This is a genomic window from Thiocapsa roseopersicina, assembly GCF_900106925.1.
GTDB lineage: Bacteria > Pseudomonadota > Gammaproteobacteria > Chromatiales > Chromatiaceae > Thiocapsa > Thiocapsa roseopersicina.
The window spans coordinates 100959-118222 of record NZ_FNNZ01000010.1; the positions used below are offsets into that span (position 1 = coordinate 100959).

12 protein-coding genes are annotated in these 17264 nt (G+C 65.0%); 3 read left to right on the forward strand and 9 right to left on the reverse strand.

The annotated features are described in order from the left end of the window. Positions 1–410: 410 nt before the first annotated feature. Together BLV04_RS12130 and BLV04_RS12135 are read left to right on the forward strand one after the other, a co-directional pair. Positions 411–3371 carry a chemotaxis protein CheB gene (locus tag BLV04_RS12130; protein ID WP_093032154.1) on the forward strand — a complete coding sequence of 987 codons (2961 nt, stop codon included), beginning with the start codon at positions 411–413 and terminating at the stop codon, positions 3369–3371. A gap of 4 nt (positions 3372–3375) precedes the next feature. Beyond that, positions 3376–5673, forward strand: a complete 2298-nt coding sequence (locus tag BLV04_RS12135; protein ID WP_093032157.1) for a bifunctional diguanylate cyclase/phosphodiesterase — start codon at positions 3376–3378, stop codon at positions 5671–5673. An 80-nt stretch (positions 5674–5753) separates the two neighbouring features. Here BLV04_RS12135 and BLV04_RS12140 read toward each other — a convergent pair whose 3' ends face one another. Beyond that, positions 5754–6413 (reverse strand): histidine phosphatase family protein, encoded by a 660-nt coding sequence (locus tag BLV04_RS12140; RefSeq protein WP_245731863.1) that lies wholly within the window; start codon positions 6411–6413, stop codon positions 5754–5756. A gap of 126 nt (positions 6414–6539) precedes the next feature. Here BLV04_RS12140 and phoU point away from each other — a divergent pair, with 126 nt between their 5' ends. Next, positions 6540–7205 (forward strand): phosphate signaling complex protein PhoU, encoded by a 666-nt coding sequence (phoU, locus tag BLV04_RS12145; protein WP_093032163.1) that lies wholly within the window; start codon positions 6540–6542, stop codon positions 7203–7205. A 258-nt stretch (positions 7206–7463) separates the two neighbouring features. Here phoU and BLV04_RS12150 read toward each other — a convergent pair whose 3' ends face one another. From BLV04_RS12150 to BLV04_RS12185, 8 genes are all read right to left on the reverse strand, one after another. Further along, on the reverse strand, positions 7464–8081 hold the full coding sequence (locus BLV04_RS12150) for an SPOR domain-containing protein (protein ID WP_093032166.1): 618 nt from the start codon (positions 8079–8081) through the stop codon (positions 7464–7466). Position 8082: 1 nt separating this feature from the next. After that, a complete protein-coding gene (argS, locus tag BLV04_RS12155) occupies positions 8083–9855 on the reverse strand; it encodes an arginine--tRNA ligase (protein ID WP_093032169.1) in 1773 nt (590 codons plus the stop codon). Positions 9856–10337: 482 nt separating this feature from the next. Continuing rightward, the gene (gene ureC / locus BLV04_RS12160; protein ID WP_093032172.1) at positions 10338–12041 is read right to left on the reverse strand and encodes an urease subunit alpha; all 1704 of its coding nucleotides are present in this window, start codon (positions 12039–12041) and stop codon (positions 10338–10340) included. Next, on the reverse strand, positions 12038–12358 hold the full coding sequence (locus BLV04_RS12165) for an urease subunit beta (protein WP_093032175.1): 321 nt from the start codon (positions 12356–12358) through the stop codon (positions 12038–12040). The genes ureC and BLV04_RS12165 overlap by 4 nt, the downstream gene beginning before the upstream one ends. A gap of 217 nt (positions 12359–12575) precedes the next feature. Beyond that, positions 12576–12878, reverse strand: a complete 303-nt coding sequence (gene ureA, locus BLV04_RS12170) for an urease subunit gamma (protein ID WP_093032401.1) — start codon at positions 12876–12878, stop codon at positions 12576–12578. A gap of 127 nt (positions 12879–13005) precedes the next feature. Continuing rightward, positions 13006–13875 (reverse strand): urease accessory protein UreD, encoded by an 870-nt coding sequence (locus tag BLV04_RS12175; RefSeq protein WP_093032178.1) that lies wholly within the window; start codon positions 13873–13875, stop codon positions 13006–13008. Next, positions 13859–15784, reverse strand: coding sequence for an OmpA family protein (locus BLV04_RS12180; RefSeq protein ID WP_093032181.1), 1926 nt, complete (start codon positions 15782–15784; stop codon positions 13859–13861). The genes BLV04_RS12175 and BLV04_RS12180 overlap by 17 nt, the downstream gene beginning before the upstream one ends. A gap of 246 nt (positions 15785–16030) precedes the next feature. Then, the gene (locus tag BLV04_RS12185) at positions 16031–17251 is read right to left on the reverse strand and encodes an acetate/propionate family kinase (protein ID WP_093032185.1); all 1221 of its coding nucleotides are present in this window, start codon (positions 17249–17251) and stop codon (positions 16031–16033) included. Between the last annotated feature and the right edge of the window lie 13 nt (positions 17252–17264).

Sequence of the window (17264 nt, forward strand, 5' to 3'; positions counted from 1 at the left end):
CTCGGCGGATTCTACTGCGTCGCTTGAAGGAGGAGTACACGGAAAAAGTTCTATTGATTGTGTTTTGCTCTCCCTCTGCACAACCAAAAGGTTACATGCGTTCGATGCCGCGACGCCGCAGGACGCCCTTCTCGATCACCACCGCAGGCAGGCGCCGCACGATTGCCCTCTCGCGGACCATAAGGATCCCATGTCATGCCGCCGGCAGCACATCGATCCGATGCCTGATTACCTGATGAAAATCACAGCACGAGCGCAAGCGCAAGGCTACAATTCACCGCTATTGCGACTGACCTCAGAACGTTGCAGGGCCGCCCCGGATCCCCGCCGGGTCGATCGGGGCCGTCGCCGAACCGATCGGAGCCGGGACATCAGCGACCCGGCAGCGCCGGCGCCATAAGGAACCCATCATGTCGAAGGTGATCGAAGCCGAGCAGCCGCAGGGCGAGCACGGGCGCACGGGCCAGTTTCACGGCTATGTGGTGGCGATCGGCGCGTCGGCCGGCGGCCTCGATGCCTTGGAGCGTTTCTTTCAGTCCTTGCCGACCGATCTGGGCGCCGCTTATGTGGTGATCCAGCATCTCTCTCCGGATCACAAGAGCATGATGGCCAATCTGCTTGGCCGACACACCGCAATGCCGGTGGTGACGGTCGAGCACGACATGCGCATCGAGCCCGACCGTGTCCATCTGATCCCGCCGGCCAGCATGATGAGTGTCTCGGGCGATGCTCTGCGCCTGACCCCGAAAAACCCGCGCGGACTCACCCTGCCGATCGACCTCTTCTTCACCTCGGTGGCCAAGGAGTTCGGCAAGCATGCCATCGGCGTGGTGCTCTCCGGTACGGGATCCGACGGCACGCGCGGCTCGGTTGCCATCAACGACGCGGGCGGCCTGCTGCTCGCCCAGGAGCCGGAGTCGGCCAAATTCGACGGCATGCCGCGCAGCGCGATCGCCACCGGCCTGGTCGACGCCATCCTTCCGCCGGACGCGCTGGGTCCGCGCATCGTCGAGCACATCCATCAGATCCCTCGAGCCAAGGTCCAGCCCGACGGGCGCGCCTTGGGCATCGACAAGGACGACGCCTTCGAGGAGACGATGCACCTGCTGCAACATCAGGGCGGCATCAACTTCCGGGAATACAAGCCGGCGACCGTGATGCGCCGGATCGAGCGGCGGATGCAGGTCCGTCATACCCCGGATCTGACCAACTATGTCCGGCTGCTCGACAACGATCGGGGGGAGCTGGCGGTCCTGCGCCGCGAGATGCTGATCCCGGTGACCAGCTTCTTCCGCGACCCGGAGACCTTCGACATCCTGGCCGAGACGGTCGTCAAGACGATCGTCGCCGAGCGGGGCGAAAACCAACCGATCCGGGCCTGGGTGGCGGGTGCCTCCACCGGCGAGGAGGCCTACAGCCTGGCGATCCTGTTCGCCGAGGCATTCGACCGCGCGCGGCGCTGGCCAAACTTCAAGCTCTTTGCGACCGACGTGGAGCAACAGAACGTCGAGGTCGGGGGCGCCGGGGTCTTCTCCGAGGCGATCACGGCGGAGCTCTCCCCGGAACGGCTCGAGCGCTTCTTCTACAAGCGCGGCAACCACTTCGTCGTGAAGAACGAAATCCGCCAAAGCATCGTCTTCGCCAAGCACAATCTGCTCGAAGACCCGCCCTTTACGCGGATGGATCTGGTCTCGTGCCGCAACCTCCTGATCTATTTCCGCACCCAGGCCCAGGAGCGGGCGCTGCGCCGAATCCAGTACGCATTGGCCCCGGGCGGCTTCCTCTTCCTCGGACCGAGCGAGACCCTGGCCGAGCTCCAGTCCGACTTCACCGCCGTGAGCTCCAAGCACAAAATCTATCGGATCCTGCGCCATGTATCGCTGCCTTTGGATCTAGCAAATACTCCGCTCGCCCCGCGCGCGGCCGGTGCCCCGGTACGGCGGCCCGGGCGACGCGGTCATCAACTCGGCAGCGATGCCGCAGTGATCGACGCCGGACAGTCCATGCTGCTGCGCGGCTATGCGCCGGCCAGTCTGTTGCTCAGCAATCGCTTCGAGCTGCTCCACGTCTTCGGCGAGGTCGGCGACTATCTGCGTATCGCCGAGGGCAATGCGACCCTGGATGTCGCCAAGCTGCTTGCGGCCCCGCTCGCCCCGGTCGCCCAAGCATTGCTGCACAAGGCCACGCGAAGCGCCGCGCCCCTACGTTCGGATATCCTGACGATCGGACTCGCAAACGGCGTCTCGCGCCGGCTGCGCTTGGTGGTGCGGCCGTTCGACGTGATTCAGGGCGAATCGCATCTGCTGCTGTCCTTCGAGCTAGAGCCCGACCAGGTTCCGATGCCGACGGAGACGCACGCGACCCGGACCGGTATGGAAACCATCAATCTCGATCGCGAGACGATCCAGCGCATGGAGACGCTCGAGCGCGAGCTGAACGCGACTCGCGAGAGTCTGCAGGCGACGATCGAGGAGCTCGAGACCGCAAACGAAGAGCTGCAGGCGACCAACGAGGAGCTGATGGCCTCCAACGAGGAGCTGCAAAGCTCCAACGAAGAGCTTCAATCGGTCAACGAAGAGCTTTACACCGTCAACGCCGAGAATCAGGAAAAGATCGAGATCCTCAATCGGCTCAACGCCGACCTCGACAGCATGGCCAAGGCCGCCGCCATCGCCACCGTCTTCGTTGATTCGTCGCTGCGCCTGACCCGCTTCACCCCCGAGGCGACCAGCCTCTTCAAGATCCGCAACGGAGATCTCGGGCGGCCCATCGACGATTTCGCGAACCTGCTGCAGTATCCGGGCTTCATCGACGAGCTGCATCGCACCGTCGACAGCGGCGAGATGCTCCAGCGCGAGATCCACGCGGCCAACGGGCGCGTCTATCTCGCGCGCGTCCTGCCCTACGCGGTGCGCCCGGGCGACGCGCGCGGTGCGGTGGCCACATTCGTCGATATCACCACGCTCTACGATGTGGAGCGCATGCAGGCGGTGCTGGACTCGCTGCCGGAGCATGTCGCCGTGCTCGATCCGAACGGCGTCATCACCCTGGTGAATCGCGCCTGGCGCGAGTTCGCCGCCGCCAACGGCGACCCCGACCTGAAGGTCTCGGGCGTCGGATCCAACTATCTCTCCGCGTGCGATGGCGGCTCGGGCGGCGACAACCCCGGGGGGAGGACTGCACTGGAGGGCATCCGCGCGGTCCTCGAGGGACGCCGCCAAGCATTTGCCATGGAGTACCCCTGTCACTCTCCGCAGGAACGACGCTGGTTCTCCATGCATGTCGCGCCGATTCAACACCCCGGCGGCGGCGTGATCGTCAGCCACATCAATGTCAGTCAGTGGTCCGAAGCCGGCAACGAAGAAGGCTAGCGACGTGTCGACTGCAGCCGATCAGCCGGCGACGGACGCCGGCAACCCCTTTGAGATTCCCGACGAGGAGCTGCGCGCGCGCGCGCTTCTCGCGCTGCGGCAGGGCCGCTTCGATCTGGCCGAAAAACTCCTGGTCGGCAAGGACGTCGACCAAGCCGCCTTGGTCGAAAGCCTGCGCATCTATCAGGCCGAGCTCGAGATCCAGAACGAAGAGCTTCAGCGCAGCCATCATCGGACCCAGATTGCTCTCAACCGCTTCATGGCCTTCTTCGACAGCCTACCCGTGGCCGAGCTGGTCGTCGACGGACAGGGGCTCGTAAAGGAGGCCAACGAAGAGGCACGGCGTCTCTTCGGTCTACGCGACACGGTCTACCACCAATATTTTTTCATCCGGCTGATCGAGGAGCGCGACCGGGGGCCGGCCATTCACGCGCTCGCGCATCTGCGCCCGGAGGAGCCGATCGACCTTCACGAGCTGAAGTTCCGGACCAAAACCGACGAGGTCTTCGTCGGCGATCTCCATATGGCCGCGCTGCCGACCGACGAAGATGAGGGGCGTCGCGTCCTCTGTGCCGTCGTCGACCGCACCGAGGCCGTCCTGCAACGGGAGGCATTGCGCGAGAGTCGCGAGCGCTATCGCGTCATCGCCGAGTTCAGCTCGGACTGGGAATACTGGATCGGGCCGGACGCCCGGTATCGCTATGTTTCGCCCGCCTGCACCCGCCTCACCGGCTATCCCTCGGCGGCATTCGTCGCCGATGCGGATCTCTTCGGGCGCCTGCTTCATCCTGACGACCGCCATCTCTGGGAGCAACACCTCGGGGCCCATCTGGCCGACGAGTCGAGCGGTATCCCGGCAATCGAGCTGCGGATCCGCCACCTCGATGGCCATGAACATTGGATCGAGCATTCCTGTACCCCCGTCTTCGGTGAATCGGGCGATTTCCTGGGACGCCGAGGCGTGAATCGCGACATCACCGAGCTGAAGCGCTCGCGCGAGCAGCTGCACTTTCTCGCGCAGCACGACGCCCTCACGGGACTCCCGAACCGGAGTCTGTTCCGCCAGCGCTTGGAGGAGGCAATCCCCCGCACGATCCGACGCGGCGGCGAGACGGCACTCCTCTTCCTGGACTTGGACCGGTTCAAGATCGTCAACGATACCCTCGGGCACCCGGTCGGCGATCTCCTGCTCAAACAAGTCGCCGCGCGCTTGACGCAAGCCGTGCGGGCGAGCGATACCGTCGCACGCTTGGGGGGCGACGAATTCGTCGTCATCTCCGAGGACGTTCAAGAGCCCAACGACGCGGCGATCCTGGCAAGACGCCTGCTCGATCTCTTCGCGGCACCCTTCGACGTCGAGGGCCGTGAGCTCTTCCTCACCTTGAGTATCGGCATCGGCATCTACCCGCTCGACGGAGTCGATGGCGACACCCTGATCCGACATGCCGACATCGCCATGTACCGCGCCAAGGCGGCCGGCCGCAACGGCTTCAGATTCTTCGATCCGGAGATGTCGGAAGGGGCCGCGGAGCGCCTGCGCTTGGAGCAGGAGCTGCGAAGTGCGCTCCCGCGCGACGAGCTGATGCTTGAGTATCAGCCCCAGGTCGGTCTACCCGACGGCGAGCTGTGCGGCGTCGAGGTGCTGTGCCGCTGGGACCACCCAAGGCTGGGCCTGCTGTCGCCCGCCCAATTTCTGCCGTTGGCGAACGACATCGGGCTGATCGACCAACTGGATCTCTGGGTCCTCGAGCACGCTTGTATACAGGTGGCCGCCTGGGATCGGGTCGGATTCTCGGTGCCCCGACTCGCCGTCAATCTCTCCGTGCACAGGATTCAGAGCGACGACGTCTTGGAGCAGATCAAGTCGATCCTCGCTCGAACGGGTATCGATCCTCGGCGCTTAGAGCTGGAGCTGATCGAAGCATCGATCATGGAGCGCCCCGCACACACCATCGCCAATCTGGAGCAGCTCAGCGGACTGGGCATCGGCCTGGCGGTGGACGACTTCGGCACCGGCTGCTCGTCGCTGGCCTGCATCAAACGCCTCGCGATTCGGCGCCTGAAGATCGACCGCTCCTTCATCGAGCGGCTGATGACCGGCACCGACGATGAAGCCATCGTGCGCGCCGTCATCGGTCTGGCACGCAGCCTCGGACTAGCCGTTCTCGCCGAAGGCGTGGAAACGGCCGCGCAGGCCGAGTTGCTGATTCGCGAGTGCTGCGACGAGGCGCAGGGCTATCTATTCGGCAGAGCGGTCGGACCGGCGGAGCTCGCATCGCGCTATTGCTCGGGAAAGACTTAGGCGGACGTCCGCGCTTGCGGGCCCGTCAAACGGCACGCGTCGTATGGGCACGAACCCATCGATCCATGCACCGAACCCGATCAGACGCCATCACCCGACGCGCTCGATGCCTGCGCCTCGTTACCGGCATCGCAGACCGAGAAGACCGATCCCGCCGTTACGGCAAGCCAAAGCGACTCCCCGTTCTTGCGCTTCATCTCCAGCACCAGGGTCCGAGGCAATCCCCTGGCATGCCGGGTGATCACATCCATGACCCAACCGTGGGTCATGGCGAGGACGCGCTCGCCCGGATGCCGTCGTGCAATCTCGTGCAGGGCCGCGACGATCCGATCGGCGAACTCATCCGGCGACTCCCCTTCCTCGAAACGACAGGCAGGGTCTCTGCGCATGATGTCCGCATGCAGGCCGGGGTGCAGTACGGACAGATCTTGCTTGGTCATCCCCTGGACACGGCCGAAATTCCGTTCCTTGAGACCGTCGGAATGGATCGGCGAAGGGAGTCCCAAGACCTCGGCGACGATCCGCGCGGTCTCCGACGCCCTGCTCAGTGGACTTGTCCAAACCTGCGAAAAGCCGGAGTCCTTGAAGGCATCGGCCATCTCGAGGGCCTGCTTCCGGCCGTTGTCGTTGAGGGGAACATCGATCCACCCCTGCAATACGCCGGTGATGTTCCAGTCGGTTTCCCCGTGACGAGTCACGCAGATCGTCGTCGGTATGTGTGCGTCATCTGTGTCGGTCATGAGGGTCATATCGGTTGATGAGTGGGAATCCAATCTAGGCGGGTCGGCGACCTTATGTTATACCGGGCGCGCGTCGAAGCCGTCGCGCTTCCGACAGCATCAACACAAGAGACAGGGGACGATGGGATGAGCGAGAACATCAATCTGGTGCAGCGCCGGCGCGCGCAGCTTCAGAGCGCGGTCGGCGACCTGGGAAAGCTGGTCATCGACGCCTTGAACCAATCCGTGACCTGCCTGAGCCGACATGACCTCGAGCTGGCCGAGCGCATCATCGCAGGGGACGCGCAAATCAATCAGCAGCGGCGAGTACTCGAGCAGGAATGCCTGGTGACGCTGGCGGCCTACAAGCCGGCCGGTGCGGACCTGCGGGCCATCGGCGCCTGTATGGAGCTCGTCTCGGAGCTCGAGCGCATCGGGGATTATGCCGCGGATGTCGCACGTATCCTGCGCAGAGCCGGGGAGACGCGGTTCCCGAGCGAATCGGTCGAGGCCATTGTCGAGGTCGCCGCGGATGCGATCGCCATGCTCGGCGAGACACTGGACGCCTTCACCTGCGGTAGCGACGAGCAAAGCGCGCGGGCGAGCATCGCGCGCGAGGATTTGGTCGACCGCAACGAGCGCGCCGTCACCGAGCGGGTGCTGACGATGATGCGCACCGACCCGAACTTCGCCGCAACCGGGACCTATCTGCTGTGGATCGTGCACAATTACGAGCGGGTCGCGGATCGGGCGACCAATGTCGCCGAGCGTGCCGTCTATGTCGCCTCCGGCGAGACACCCGAGCTGGGTTAAACCGCGCCCAGCGCGGTATGCGATGCTTTTTGATGGTATCGGCCCCCGCAGACGTGACGACCGCTGGAGCCAGCGCGGCTTAAAATATTAAAAAATATATAATTTTAAACCACATCCCCGCCAAGGGTTGTGAATACACCAAACGTCGAGCTCATTCGAAAATGAGCATCTCGCCCTGGACGCGGTTTAGGTCCGCACCTAGGTCCGCACAGGTGGGCACGCGAAGTCGCGACTGGCACCCGGTGCCGGCCGTCGGACTCACTTAATCGGGATCGTCATCGCATCCTTGCCGTTGCGTTTGAGCAGACCGCGCACCTTGTCGACGGCGGCTTGATCGGCATAGGGTCCGGTGCGGACACGATGATAGGTCTCGCCGCTCGGGATGGTCGCCACCTCCACGCGACTGGTGATGCCGAGAAGCGCAAGCTCCGCCTTGAGTCGCTCGGCATCGCCCGCACGCCTGAAAGAACCGACCTGGACAAGGAAGCCCCTGCCGGTCGTCGAGGTCGGCACGGCCGGGGCCGCGACCGCCGCGGGCTGCACCGTCTCGACCGCGGTCCGTGGCTCGACCTCGATCCGAGGCTCGGGACGCGGGGCCGCGGGCGGGGGTGGCGGCGGCGGCGCGATATCGACCTCGGTATCGCGCAGTAGGTTGGGAAACTCGAAGCTAGGAGGCGTGGCTGCCGGCCGCTCGACCTTGGCCGGCAAGGCCGTGGGCGGCGTCTGCATGGCGTCCGGGTTCTGGGTCCAATAGAGACCGACCCCAAAGGCGCCCAGCATGCCGCCGAGCAGGAACGACCACAGACACGAATGACTCTGTTTGCCGCGCCGCGGCGTCGCCCGCGCAAGGCCGGCCCGCCGAAAATCAGTGCTCATCTCACATGGCCTCCGGAGCGGAGACGCCGAGCAGACCCAACCCGTTGCGCAGCACCTCGCGCACCGCCAGGATCAGTTTGATCCGTGCGTCGCGCAGGGCTGCGTCCGCGACCAGGAACTGGTGGGCGTTATAGTAGGTGTGAAGCTCGTTCGCCAGCTCACGCAGATAATGGGTCAGCAGATGCGGTTCGGCCTTGAGCGCCGCTGCCTCGACCACCTCCGGGTAGCGCGCCAGGGTACGTTGCAGCGCCAGCTCATGCGACTCGGTCAGCCGCTCCAAATTCTCGGCACCCGGACTCGGCTCCACCGGCATCCCCTTTTCCGCGGCCTGCCGCAACACGCTGCACACCCTCGCGTGGGCGTATTGGACGTAGTAGACCGGGTTGTCGGAGGATTCGGACTTGGCCAGATCCAGGTCGAAATCCAGATGTTGCTCGCAGCGGCGCATGACGTAGAAGAAGCGCGCGGCATCGCGCCCGACCTCCTTGCGCAACTGGCGCAGGGTCACGAACTCGCCCGAGCGGGTCGACATCTGTGCCTTCTCGCCGCCGCGGTAGAGGATCGCGAACTGCACCAGGAGCACCTCGAGCCGCTCGACGTCGTCGCCCATCGCCTGGAGCGCCGCCTTCACGCGCGGGACATAGCCGTGGTGATCCGCGCCCCAGATGTCGATGACGCGCTCGAAGCCGCGCTCGAGCTTGTCCATGTGGTAGGCGATGTCGGAAGCGAAGTAGGTGCTCTGACCGTTTTCGCGCACCACCACCCGATCCTTCTCGTCGCCGAAGGCACTGGAGCGGAACCAGAGTGCGCCGTTGCGCTCGTAGACGTGACCGGCCTCGCGCAGGCGCTCGATCGCCCGGGTGACGGCACCGCTCTCGGCGAGCGTGCGCTCGGAATACCACTCCTGATACTCGACGCCGAACTGAGCCAGGTCCTCGCGGATGTCGTCGAGGATGGTGTTAAGGCCCAGCTCGAAGACATAGCGGTAGCGGTTGTCGCCGAGCAGTTGTTTCGCGGCGGCGATGACCCCGTCGATATGGGCCTCCTTGTCGCCGCCGTCCTGTCCCTCGGGCAGCGCATCGGGCGGCAGGCCGGCAAAGACCGTGGAGGCATCCACTCGATAGGCGTCGCCGTGCTCGCGATGCAGCGTCGCGGCGATGTCCCAGACGTAGTCGCCCTTATAGCCGTTGCTCGGAAAGGTCACCTCCTCGCCGCACAGCTCGAGATATCTCAGCCAGACGGAGCTTGCGAGGATGTCCATCTGTCGCCCGGCGTCGTTGACGTAATACTCGCGGTGAACGTCGAAGCCGACCGCCGCGAGCAGATCGGCGACGACCGCGCCGTAGGCGGCCCCGCGGCCGTGCCCCACATGCAGGGGTCCGGTCGGATTGGCCGAGACGAACTCTACCTGCACGCGTCGCCCGGCGCCGATTCGGCTGAGTCCGAAGGCGGGGCCTGCGCTCAGGATCTCCGGGACGAGTCGGCGATAGGCGTCCTCGGCGAGGAAGAAGTTGATGAAGCCCGGTCCGGCGATCTCCACGCGCGCGATCAGCGGGGAAGCGGGCAAGGCATCCAGCAGGCGTTGCGCGACCTCACGCGGCTTGGCGCCGAGACGCTTGGCGAGCACCAACGCGACGTTGGTCGCAAAATCGCCGTGAGACGTGTCCTTGGTCCGGTCCACTTGGGGCTCGGGCAATCCGCCGGCGTCCCCCGTCGAGGCTTCGACGAGGCTCGCCAGGGCCGTGCGGATCAGATCGGTGATGGCCTGTTTCATAGGGGCTTCATTGGGTTTCGGTCGGGTCTGCAGGCAAAGGAGCCTGCAAGGCAGGTGGCGTGCCGCAGGGGGATGCGTCGTCGGGACGATAGAATAACCGAATCCGCCCCTCAGAGGGATCGACCGGGCGGGCGTTGATCCAAAGACCGACCCGTAGGGTTGACGAGCGAGAGCGAAGTCCGCCTAGACCAGCGCCGGTGCTGGTGGGCTGCGCTGCGCTTGTCCACCGCTCCGATCAAGGGTGTCGCCGGTCGCACATGCCCCCGACGATCCGAGCGCCGGAGCGCGTCAGGCTTAAACCGCCTCCAGAGCGAGATGCTGATTTTCGCGTGAGTTCGGCGTTTGGTGCATCCACAGCTCTTAGCGGAGACGCGTTTTAATAATATATTTTTTAATATCTTAAACTGCGCAAGCTCCAGCGCTCGTCAAGTCTGCGGGGGCCGATCCCATCCAAAAACATCGCATACCGCACCGGGCGCGGTTTAAAACAAAAAGTACCGTTGAGCAAGCGGAAGCACCGCGGCGGGCTCGCAGGTCAACAGCTGGCCGTCGGCCCGGACCTGGTAGGTCTGCGGATCCACCTCGATGGTCGGCTGATAGTCGTTGTGGATCATGTTGCACTTGCGCACCAGTCGACTGTCGCGGGTGACCCCGACCAGGCGCTTGAGATCCAGACGCTGCGGCTCACCGGCCTCCAAGGCCCATTGCGAGAGGAAGGTCATGCAGGTCGCGCCCAATGCGCCGCCGAATGCACCGAACATGGGTCGATAATGGACCGGTTGGGGCGTGGGGATGGATGCGTTGGGATCACCCATCGCGGCCGCAGCGATCAGGCCGCCCTTGATGATGAGACTGGGTTTGGTCCCGAAGAAGGCGGGCCGCCAGAGCACCAGATCCGCGAGCTTGCCGACCTCTACCGAGCCGACCTCGTGCGCGATGCCGTGGGTGATCGCCGGGTTGATGGTGTACTTGGCGATGTAGCGTTTGGCGCGGAAGTTGTCGTGCTCGGCCGGATCGCCGGGGAGCGCGCCGCGCTGGACCTTCATCTTGTGCGCGGTTTGCCAGGTGCGGCAGATGACCTCGCCGACCCGACCCATCGCTTGGGAATCCGACGAGATCATCGAGAAGGCGCCGAGATCATGCAGGATGTCCTCGGCCGCGATGGTCTCGCGACGAATGCGCGACTCGGCAAAGGCGACGTCCTCCGGGATCGACGGGGACAGATGATGGCAGACCATCAGCATGTCCAGATGTTCGTCGACCGTGTTGACCGTGTAGGGTCGGGTCGGATTGGTCGAGGACGGCAGCACGTTCGGCAGGCCCGCGGCCTTGATGATGTCCGGGGCATGGCCGCCGCCCGCGCCCTCGGTGTGATAGGTGTGGATGCAGCGGTCCTTGAAGGCGGCGATGGTGTCCTCGACGAAACCGGACTCGTTGAGCGTGTCGGTGTGGATCGCGACCTGCACATCCATCTTCTCGGCAACCCCCAGACAGCAGTCGATCGCCGCCGGTGTCGTGCCCCAATCCTCGTGCAGCTTGAGCCCCATGGCACCGGCACGCACCTGCTCCTCCAAGGCATTCGGCAGACTGCCGTTGCCCTTGCCGAGGAACCCCAGGTTGACCGGCAGGCCCTCGGCGGCCTGGAGCATGCGGCGGATGTTCCAGGGCCCGGGCGTACAGGTCGTCGCGTTGGTACCGGTCGCCGGTCCCGTGCCTCCGCCCAGCATGGTCGTGATGCCGGACATCAGCGCCTCCTCGATCTGCTGAGGGCAGATGAAGTGGATATGCGCGTCGATGCCCCCGGCCGTGATGATCTGCCCCTCGCCGGCAATGACCTCGGTCCCCGGCCCGATCAGGATGTCCACGCCTGCCTGGGTGTCCGGATTGCCGGCCTTGCCGATCCCGACGATGCGGCCGTTCTTGATGCCGATGTCGGCCTTCACAATGCCCCAATGATCCAGGATCAGGGCATTGGTGATGACCAGATCCACCACCTCGTCGGCCTGGCGCTGGCACTGGCCCATTCCGTCGCGGATGACCTTGCCGCCGCCGAACGTCACCTCATCGCCGTAACAGGTGCGATCCTCCTCGACCTGGATGAAGAGCTCGGTGTCGCCCAGACGCACCCGGTCTCCGACTGTCGGGCCATACATGGAGGCATAGGCCACCCTGCTGATTCGGCTCATGGCTGATCTCCGTCGAGCGCGCCCATCACTTGGGCGTTGAAGCCGTAGACGACGCGGTCGCCGGCATAGGGAATCAGGGTCACGGTGCGGGACTGACCGGGCTCGAAGCGCACGGCCGTGCCGGCCGGGATGTCGAGCCGCAATCCTCGGGCCTGCTCCCGATCGAATGCGAGTGCTGCGTTGGTCTCGTAGAAGTGATAGTGCGAGCCGACCTGGATCGGACGGTCGCCGGTGTTGGCGACCTTGAGGGTCAGTCCGGGCCGTCCGGCATTCAGCTCGATGTCTCCCGGAACCGTGATGATCTCACCTGGAATCATGGGCCTGCTCCTGACTAAACCGCGCCCGGCGCGATATGCGATGTTTTTGGATGGGATCGGCCCCGGCAGACTTGATGACCGTTGGAGTCGGCGCGGTTTAGGACATCAAAAATATCAAATCCGAAAAACACATGAACCGCGTCAACTACGACGGTAGCGAGTCGCTTCAAGATCGATCCCGAGCCCGGACAAGCCCTGCCCTACCGGACGCGGTTCATCAGCCGATCGGATCGTGGACCGTGACCAGCTTGGTCCCGTCCGGGAAGGTCGCCTCGACCTGGATGTCGTCGATCATCTCCGGGATGCCGTCCATCACATCCTCGCGGGTCAAGAGGGTCCGCCCGTAATCCATCAGCTCGGCCACGGTGCGACCGTCGCGCGCGCCCTCGAGTATCGCGCAACTGATGTAGGCGATCGCCTCGGGATAGTTTAGCCGTACGCCACGGGCCTTGCGGCGCTCGGCGAGCAGTCCTGCCGTGAAGAGCAGCAGCTTATCCTTCTCTCGGGGGCTAAGGTCCATGATCGACTCCTGGTCGGCGCAGTCCGGATACGCCTTGTATTCTATTCGAAAGCGCATCAGCCGTGGCGCGGATCGGCTCATGCAATGTCGAGTTCGCCCGCGCGTCGCAGATCCGGCCGGAGGCGGTTCAGGTCGCCCAGATCCGGGGTATCGATGCGTCCAAACCAAGGAGACCGGGACGTAAATCGGACCAGAGACGGATGAACAGACGACTGACCGGCTCCACCTCGGGCGCGAGTCCTCGGACCACCAAGAGGTCATCGATCAGGGTCGCACCGACCGGAAAGGCCGTGATCTTGCTCAGACGATGCCGAGCAGCTTCCAGCGCGTCGGCACCGGCTCCGGTTGCGATAAAGGTGGCACAGACCGGGAAACCGCGTAAGCCGGCCGGCCCGTCCAGGCTCGACGTGCCCGCAACGCGCAGCCGATCGGTCAAGAGCGGCCGATCGTCGCGTGAGAGGGTCAGGGCGATCTCGGCCCGCCCATCGCCGAAGCGTTCGCCGATCGTCGGCCGTCCGAGACACTGGATCTCCCAACCGATAAAACGGGCATCGCCCGAAAGCGCAACCTGCGTGCTCAGGCGACATGAGGCGCCGGGGAAAAAGATGTTTTCGTGCGGAAACCATTCGAGCACGCCGCCCGCGGCAACCAGCAGGCGTTGTGTCTGCACACCGAGAGGTCCAGCACTGCGGTAAAACTTGATAGCCCCGGGCGCCGTGACCAAGGCATGTGCGCCGCCCGCCACCTGGATCTCGACCTCCAGTCGATCGCCGCCGACCACGCCGCCGGGCGGATGAAGTAGATAGAGATGACAGGGCGCACCCTCGGGATAAAAGGGGCGTTGGATCGCCAAGGGGCCGAGCTGATGTTTGCCGACGACTCGGCTGCGCCCGTGCCGCAGGGCGATCTCGAGCTTCAGGTTGGCCTGCCAGCCGGCGTCCGCGGGCAGGGTCGGCGCGACCGTTCCCGTGGTCGAGGGGTCAGTCCTCGCTGACATAGACCTCCACGCGGCGATTCTGAGCACGCCCCGCGGACGTCGCGTTGTCGGCAATCGGGCGCTCCGATCCGAGGCCCTGGGCCGTCAAGCGATCGGGCTGCACACCGCGCTCGATCAGTGCCTGCCGGATGGCCTCGGCGCGTTGTTGCGACAGGGCGAGGTTGGCGGCCGCGTCACCGAGGCTGTCGGTATGCCCCTCGATACGAATGCTGAGGTCGGGATAAGCATCGAGCAGTGCGGCGATCCGATCCAGGCTCGGGAGATCGCCGGTGGTCAGGGTCGCCATCGCGGGTTGAAAACGCAGCTCCGTATCGGCCAGCTCGAGCAGCACACCGCGCTCCGTATAGGAACCGCCCAGCTCGGAGTAGCGCCGGTAACGGTCGCGGACCTCGGCCAACAGCCGATCGGCCTCCTGCTGCACGGACGTGCGCACCTGTTCGGCCTTGCTGCGTTCCTCGGCGATCGTCGCCTCGAGTGCGGCAATCCGGACCGTGGCGTCGTCCAACGCCTTCGAGCCGGTCTGCGCTGCGGACTCGCGGGCCTGCGTCAACTCGGTCTGCAGATCGGCCAGCTCGGACCTCGCGCTGTCGAGCGCAGCAGTGAGCTCGACGGCCAACGCGTCCTTCTCTTCGGCCACCTTCGCCTTCTCGGCCTGCTCGCTCCGGAGCTGCTCGGCGAGCGCGGCGATCTGCGCCTCGCCCTCCTTCATGCGACCTGTCAGTTCTTCCTTGGCCTGCGCCAGCGCGGCCTCGGCAGCTTCGCTTCGTGCCTTCAGCGCAGACAGGGCATCCGGCGCGACCGACTGCTCCAATTCAGCGGCGAGGGTCTCGATACGCGCCTGCGCATCGGCCAACTGCGCGGCGGCGGTCGCCTTGGCGTCTTCCAGCGCCGCGGTCGCCTCGCCTCTCGCCGTCTCGAGTTCGGCTTCGGTCTGGGCAAGCCGCTCTTGAAGCGCGCTCAAGGCTGCGGTCGACTCCGCCTGCTCGCCGGACTGCGCAAGCACCGCACGGGCTTCGGTCAACTCACCTTCCAACGCTGCGATCCGTTCAGCCTGCTCGCCGGACTGGGCAAGCGCCGCACGGGCCTCGGTCAACTCGCCTTCCAGTGCAGCAATCCGCTCGGCCTGCTGGTCGCGAAGGGTCGCAAACTCGGCCTGCAATGCCTCGAGCTCCGTCTGAGCCGATGCCGATGTCTCGGCCAGCTCGGTGCAGAACGCGGCCGTCTCGTCATCCAAGGCGACGTCGGAGGGGAGCAAACCGGCCTTCTGGGCCGCACGCATCAACTCGCTGTCTTTCGGTGTGGCCTTCGCCAGTTTCACCCGCTCGTTGAGGTGGCGCTCGAGCTCCTCGATCTGCGCGCGATGCTCCATCGTCGAGTCGGCGATCACCTGCTGGAGCCCGCTCAATTCGGTCTGAAGACCCTCGACCTTGGCGACGGCCATCTCGTACTGGCCTTGAAGGGCCTTGAAGGCGGCGATCCCTCGGTCGCGCTCTTCGATCGCCGCGGCGGTCTTGTCCTGCTCGGCGGCAAGCGCACTCGCGTCGGTCAGGCGCAGCACCTTGATGTCCTCTTCGAGCTTCGCGTTGCTCTGCTCGAGGGCGGCGATCCGCTCCGTCAGACCCTGCTTCTCATCCGAATGCTGGTCGGACAGCTGCTGTTTTTCCCCGGAGTGCCGCTCGGTCAGCTCCGCGATCCGTTCCTCGAGCTGCGTAACCTCTTTGCGGATGTCGCCGATGCGGGCATCGCGCTCCTTGATTTGCGCGGCCGCCTCGGCGATCTGCTCGTCCTTTCCTGCGAGCTGTTCCGAAAGATGAGCCGAATACCAATCGTAGAGCAGATAGACGCCGATCAGCGCCGCCAGCAGAACCCAGACAAGCGGACGCACCAACGAGGAATTGGAATCGGGCATCGTCATCTCCTAAGGCGGTCGTTGTTATTAGGTATTCGAGCCCGGGCGATTATCCGGGAAAGGCGCGCAGGCCGCCAGCCGCGAGCCGATGGTCCTGAAAACAGCGGTTCTCACGCCAAGACGCCTTGGCGCAATCGATCGTCCGCTTGGGATGACGGCGCGACCCCCCGCAATCCGAGTTTAACTCGGGTGCGCCGGGACACGTGCAGCAGGCGACGCTCGACCTGCGGCGGCGAACCTCGAGGCTCATCCGTCGACCGGCGTCTCCGAAGCGGCAGCCAGCGACTGCTGCGCGATCTCCAGCTCCTCGTTGGTGGGAATCACCAGCACCTGCACGGCACTCTCGGGCGTGCTGATGCAGCGCTCGCCGCGCTCTTCGAGGGCGTAGTTGGCGATGTCGTCCATCTTGATCCCGAGGTTCTCCAAACCCTCGCAGGCGCGACAGCGGATCTCGGCGGCGTTCTCGCCGATCCCGCCGGTGAAGACGACGGCATCGACCCGGCCAAGCTCGGCGTAATAGGCGCCGATGTATTTCTTGATCCGATGGGCCGTGATGCCGATGGCCAGCTCGGCGCCGTCGTTGCCTTCCTCGGCCAGACGGTCGATCTCGCGCATGTCGTTGACGCCGCAGATCCCCAGGAGACCGCTCTGGCGATTCAAGAGGTCCTCGATCGCGTCCGTATCAAGGCCGAGGTTCTTCGCAAGGTAGAAGAGAACGGCCGGATCGATGTCGCCGCAGCGCGTACCCATGACCAGACCTTCCAACGGGGTGAGACCCATGGAGGTGTCCACGCTCTTGCCGTCGCGGATCGCCGTCGCACTGCACCCGTTGCCCAGATGCAGCGTGATCAGGTTGCAGCCCTCCAAAGGCCGGCCGAGCATCGCGGCGGCGCACTTGGCGACATAGTAGTGCGATGTGCCGTGGAAGCCGTAGCGGCGGATCCTGTGCTCCCGATACAGCCACTCCGGAATCGCGTAGCGATACGAGGTCCGCGGCATCGTCTGGTGGAACGAGGTATCGAAGACGGCGACCGAGGGCACCGTCGGGAAGAGCCGGCGGGCCACCTCGATGCCGGCGAGATGGGCCGGATTGTGCAGCGGCGCCAAGGGCACCACGCCCCGAATGGCGGCGACGACGGCATCGTCAACGATGGTCGGGCGCTTGAAATGCTCGCCGCCGTGGACGACGCGATGACCGATGGCGGCCAGCTCCGAGACATCGCCCAGGACCCGGGTCTCATGCAGCGCCTTGACGATTCGATCGATACCCTCTTGGTGGGTCGGGATCGGCACCCGGGCGCGGCCCGACTGCTGGTTCCCGGAGGCATCCAACCACTCCTCCTTGATCTCGCCCTCGGGCTCGCCGATGCGCGACACCGAGCCCGAGGCGAGGGCAACCCAATCCTCGCTGCGGAAGAGCTGATATTTGATCGACGAGCTGCCTGAATTGAGGACGAGTACCTTCACCTGAGTCTCCTGA

Bases quoted from the DNA above. Each gene is read 5' to 3' on its own strand.
- phoU (WP_093032163.1), top strand. From the start codon at position 6,540: ATGAGCGAGAACATCAATCTGGTGCAGCGCCGGCGCGCGCAGCTTCAG.
- BLV04_RS12175 (WP_093032178.1), bottom strand. From the start codon at position 13,875: ATGTCAGCGAGGACTGACCCCTCGACCACGGGAACGGTCGCGCCGACC.
- BLV04_RS12180 (WP_093032181.1), bottom strand. From the start codon at position 15,784: ATGCCCGATTCCAATTCCTCGTTGGTGCGTCCGCTTGTCTGGGTTCTG.
- ureA (WP_093032401.1), bottom strand. From the start codon at position 12,878: ATGGACCTTAGCCCCCGAGAGAAGGATAAGCTGCTGCTCTTCACGGCA.
- argS (WP_093032169.1), bottom strand. From the start codon at position 9,855: ATGAAACAGGCCATCACCGATCTGATCCGCACGGCCCTGGCGAGCCTC.
- BLV04_RS12165 (WP_093032175.1), bottom strand. From the start codon at position 12,358: ATGATTCCAGGTGAGATCATCACGGTTCCGGGAGACATCGAGCTGAAT.
- BLV04_RS12150 (WP_093032166.1), bottom strand. From the start codon at position 8,081: ATGAGCACTGATTTTCGGCGGGCCGGCCTTGCGCGGGCGACGCCGCGG.
- BLV04_RS12140 (WP_245731863.1), bottom strand. From the start codon at position 6,413: ATGACCGACACAGATGACGCACACATACCGACGACGATCTGCGTGACT.
- ureC (WP_093032172.1), bottom strand. From the start codon at position 12,041: ATGAGCCGAATCAGCAGGGTGGCCTATGCCTCCATGTATGGCCCGACA.
- BLV04_RS12130 (WP_093032154.1), top strand. From the start codon at position 411: ATGTCGAAGGTGATCGAAGCCGAGCAGCCGCAGGGCGAGCACGGGCGC.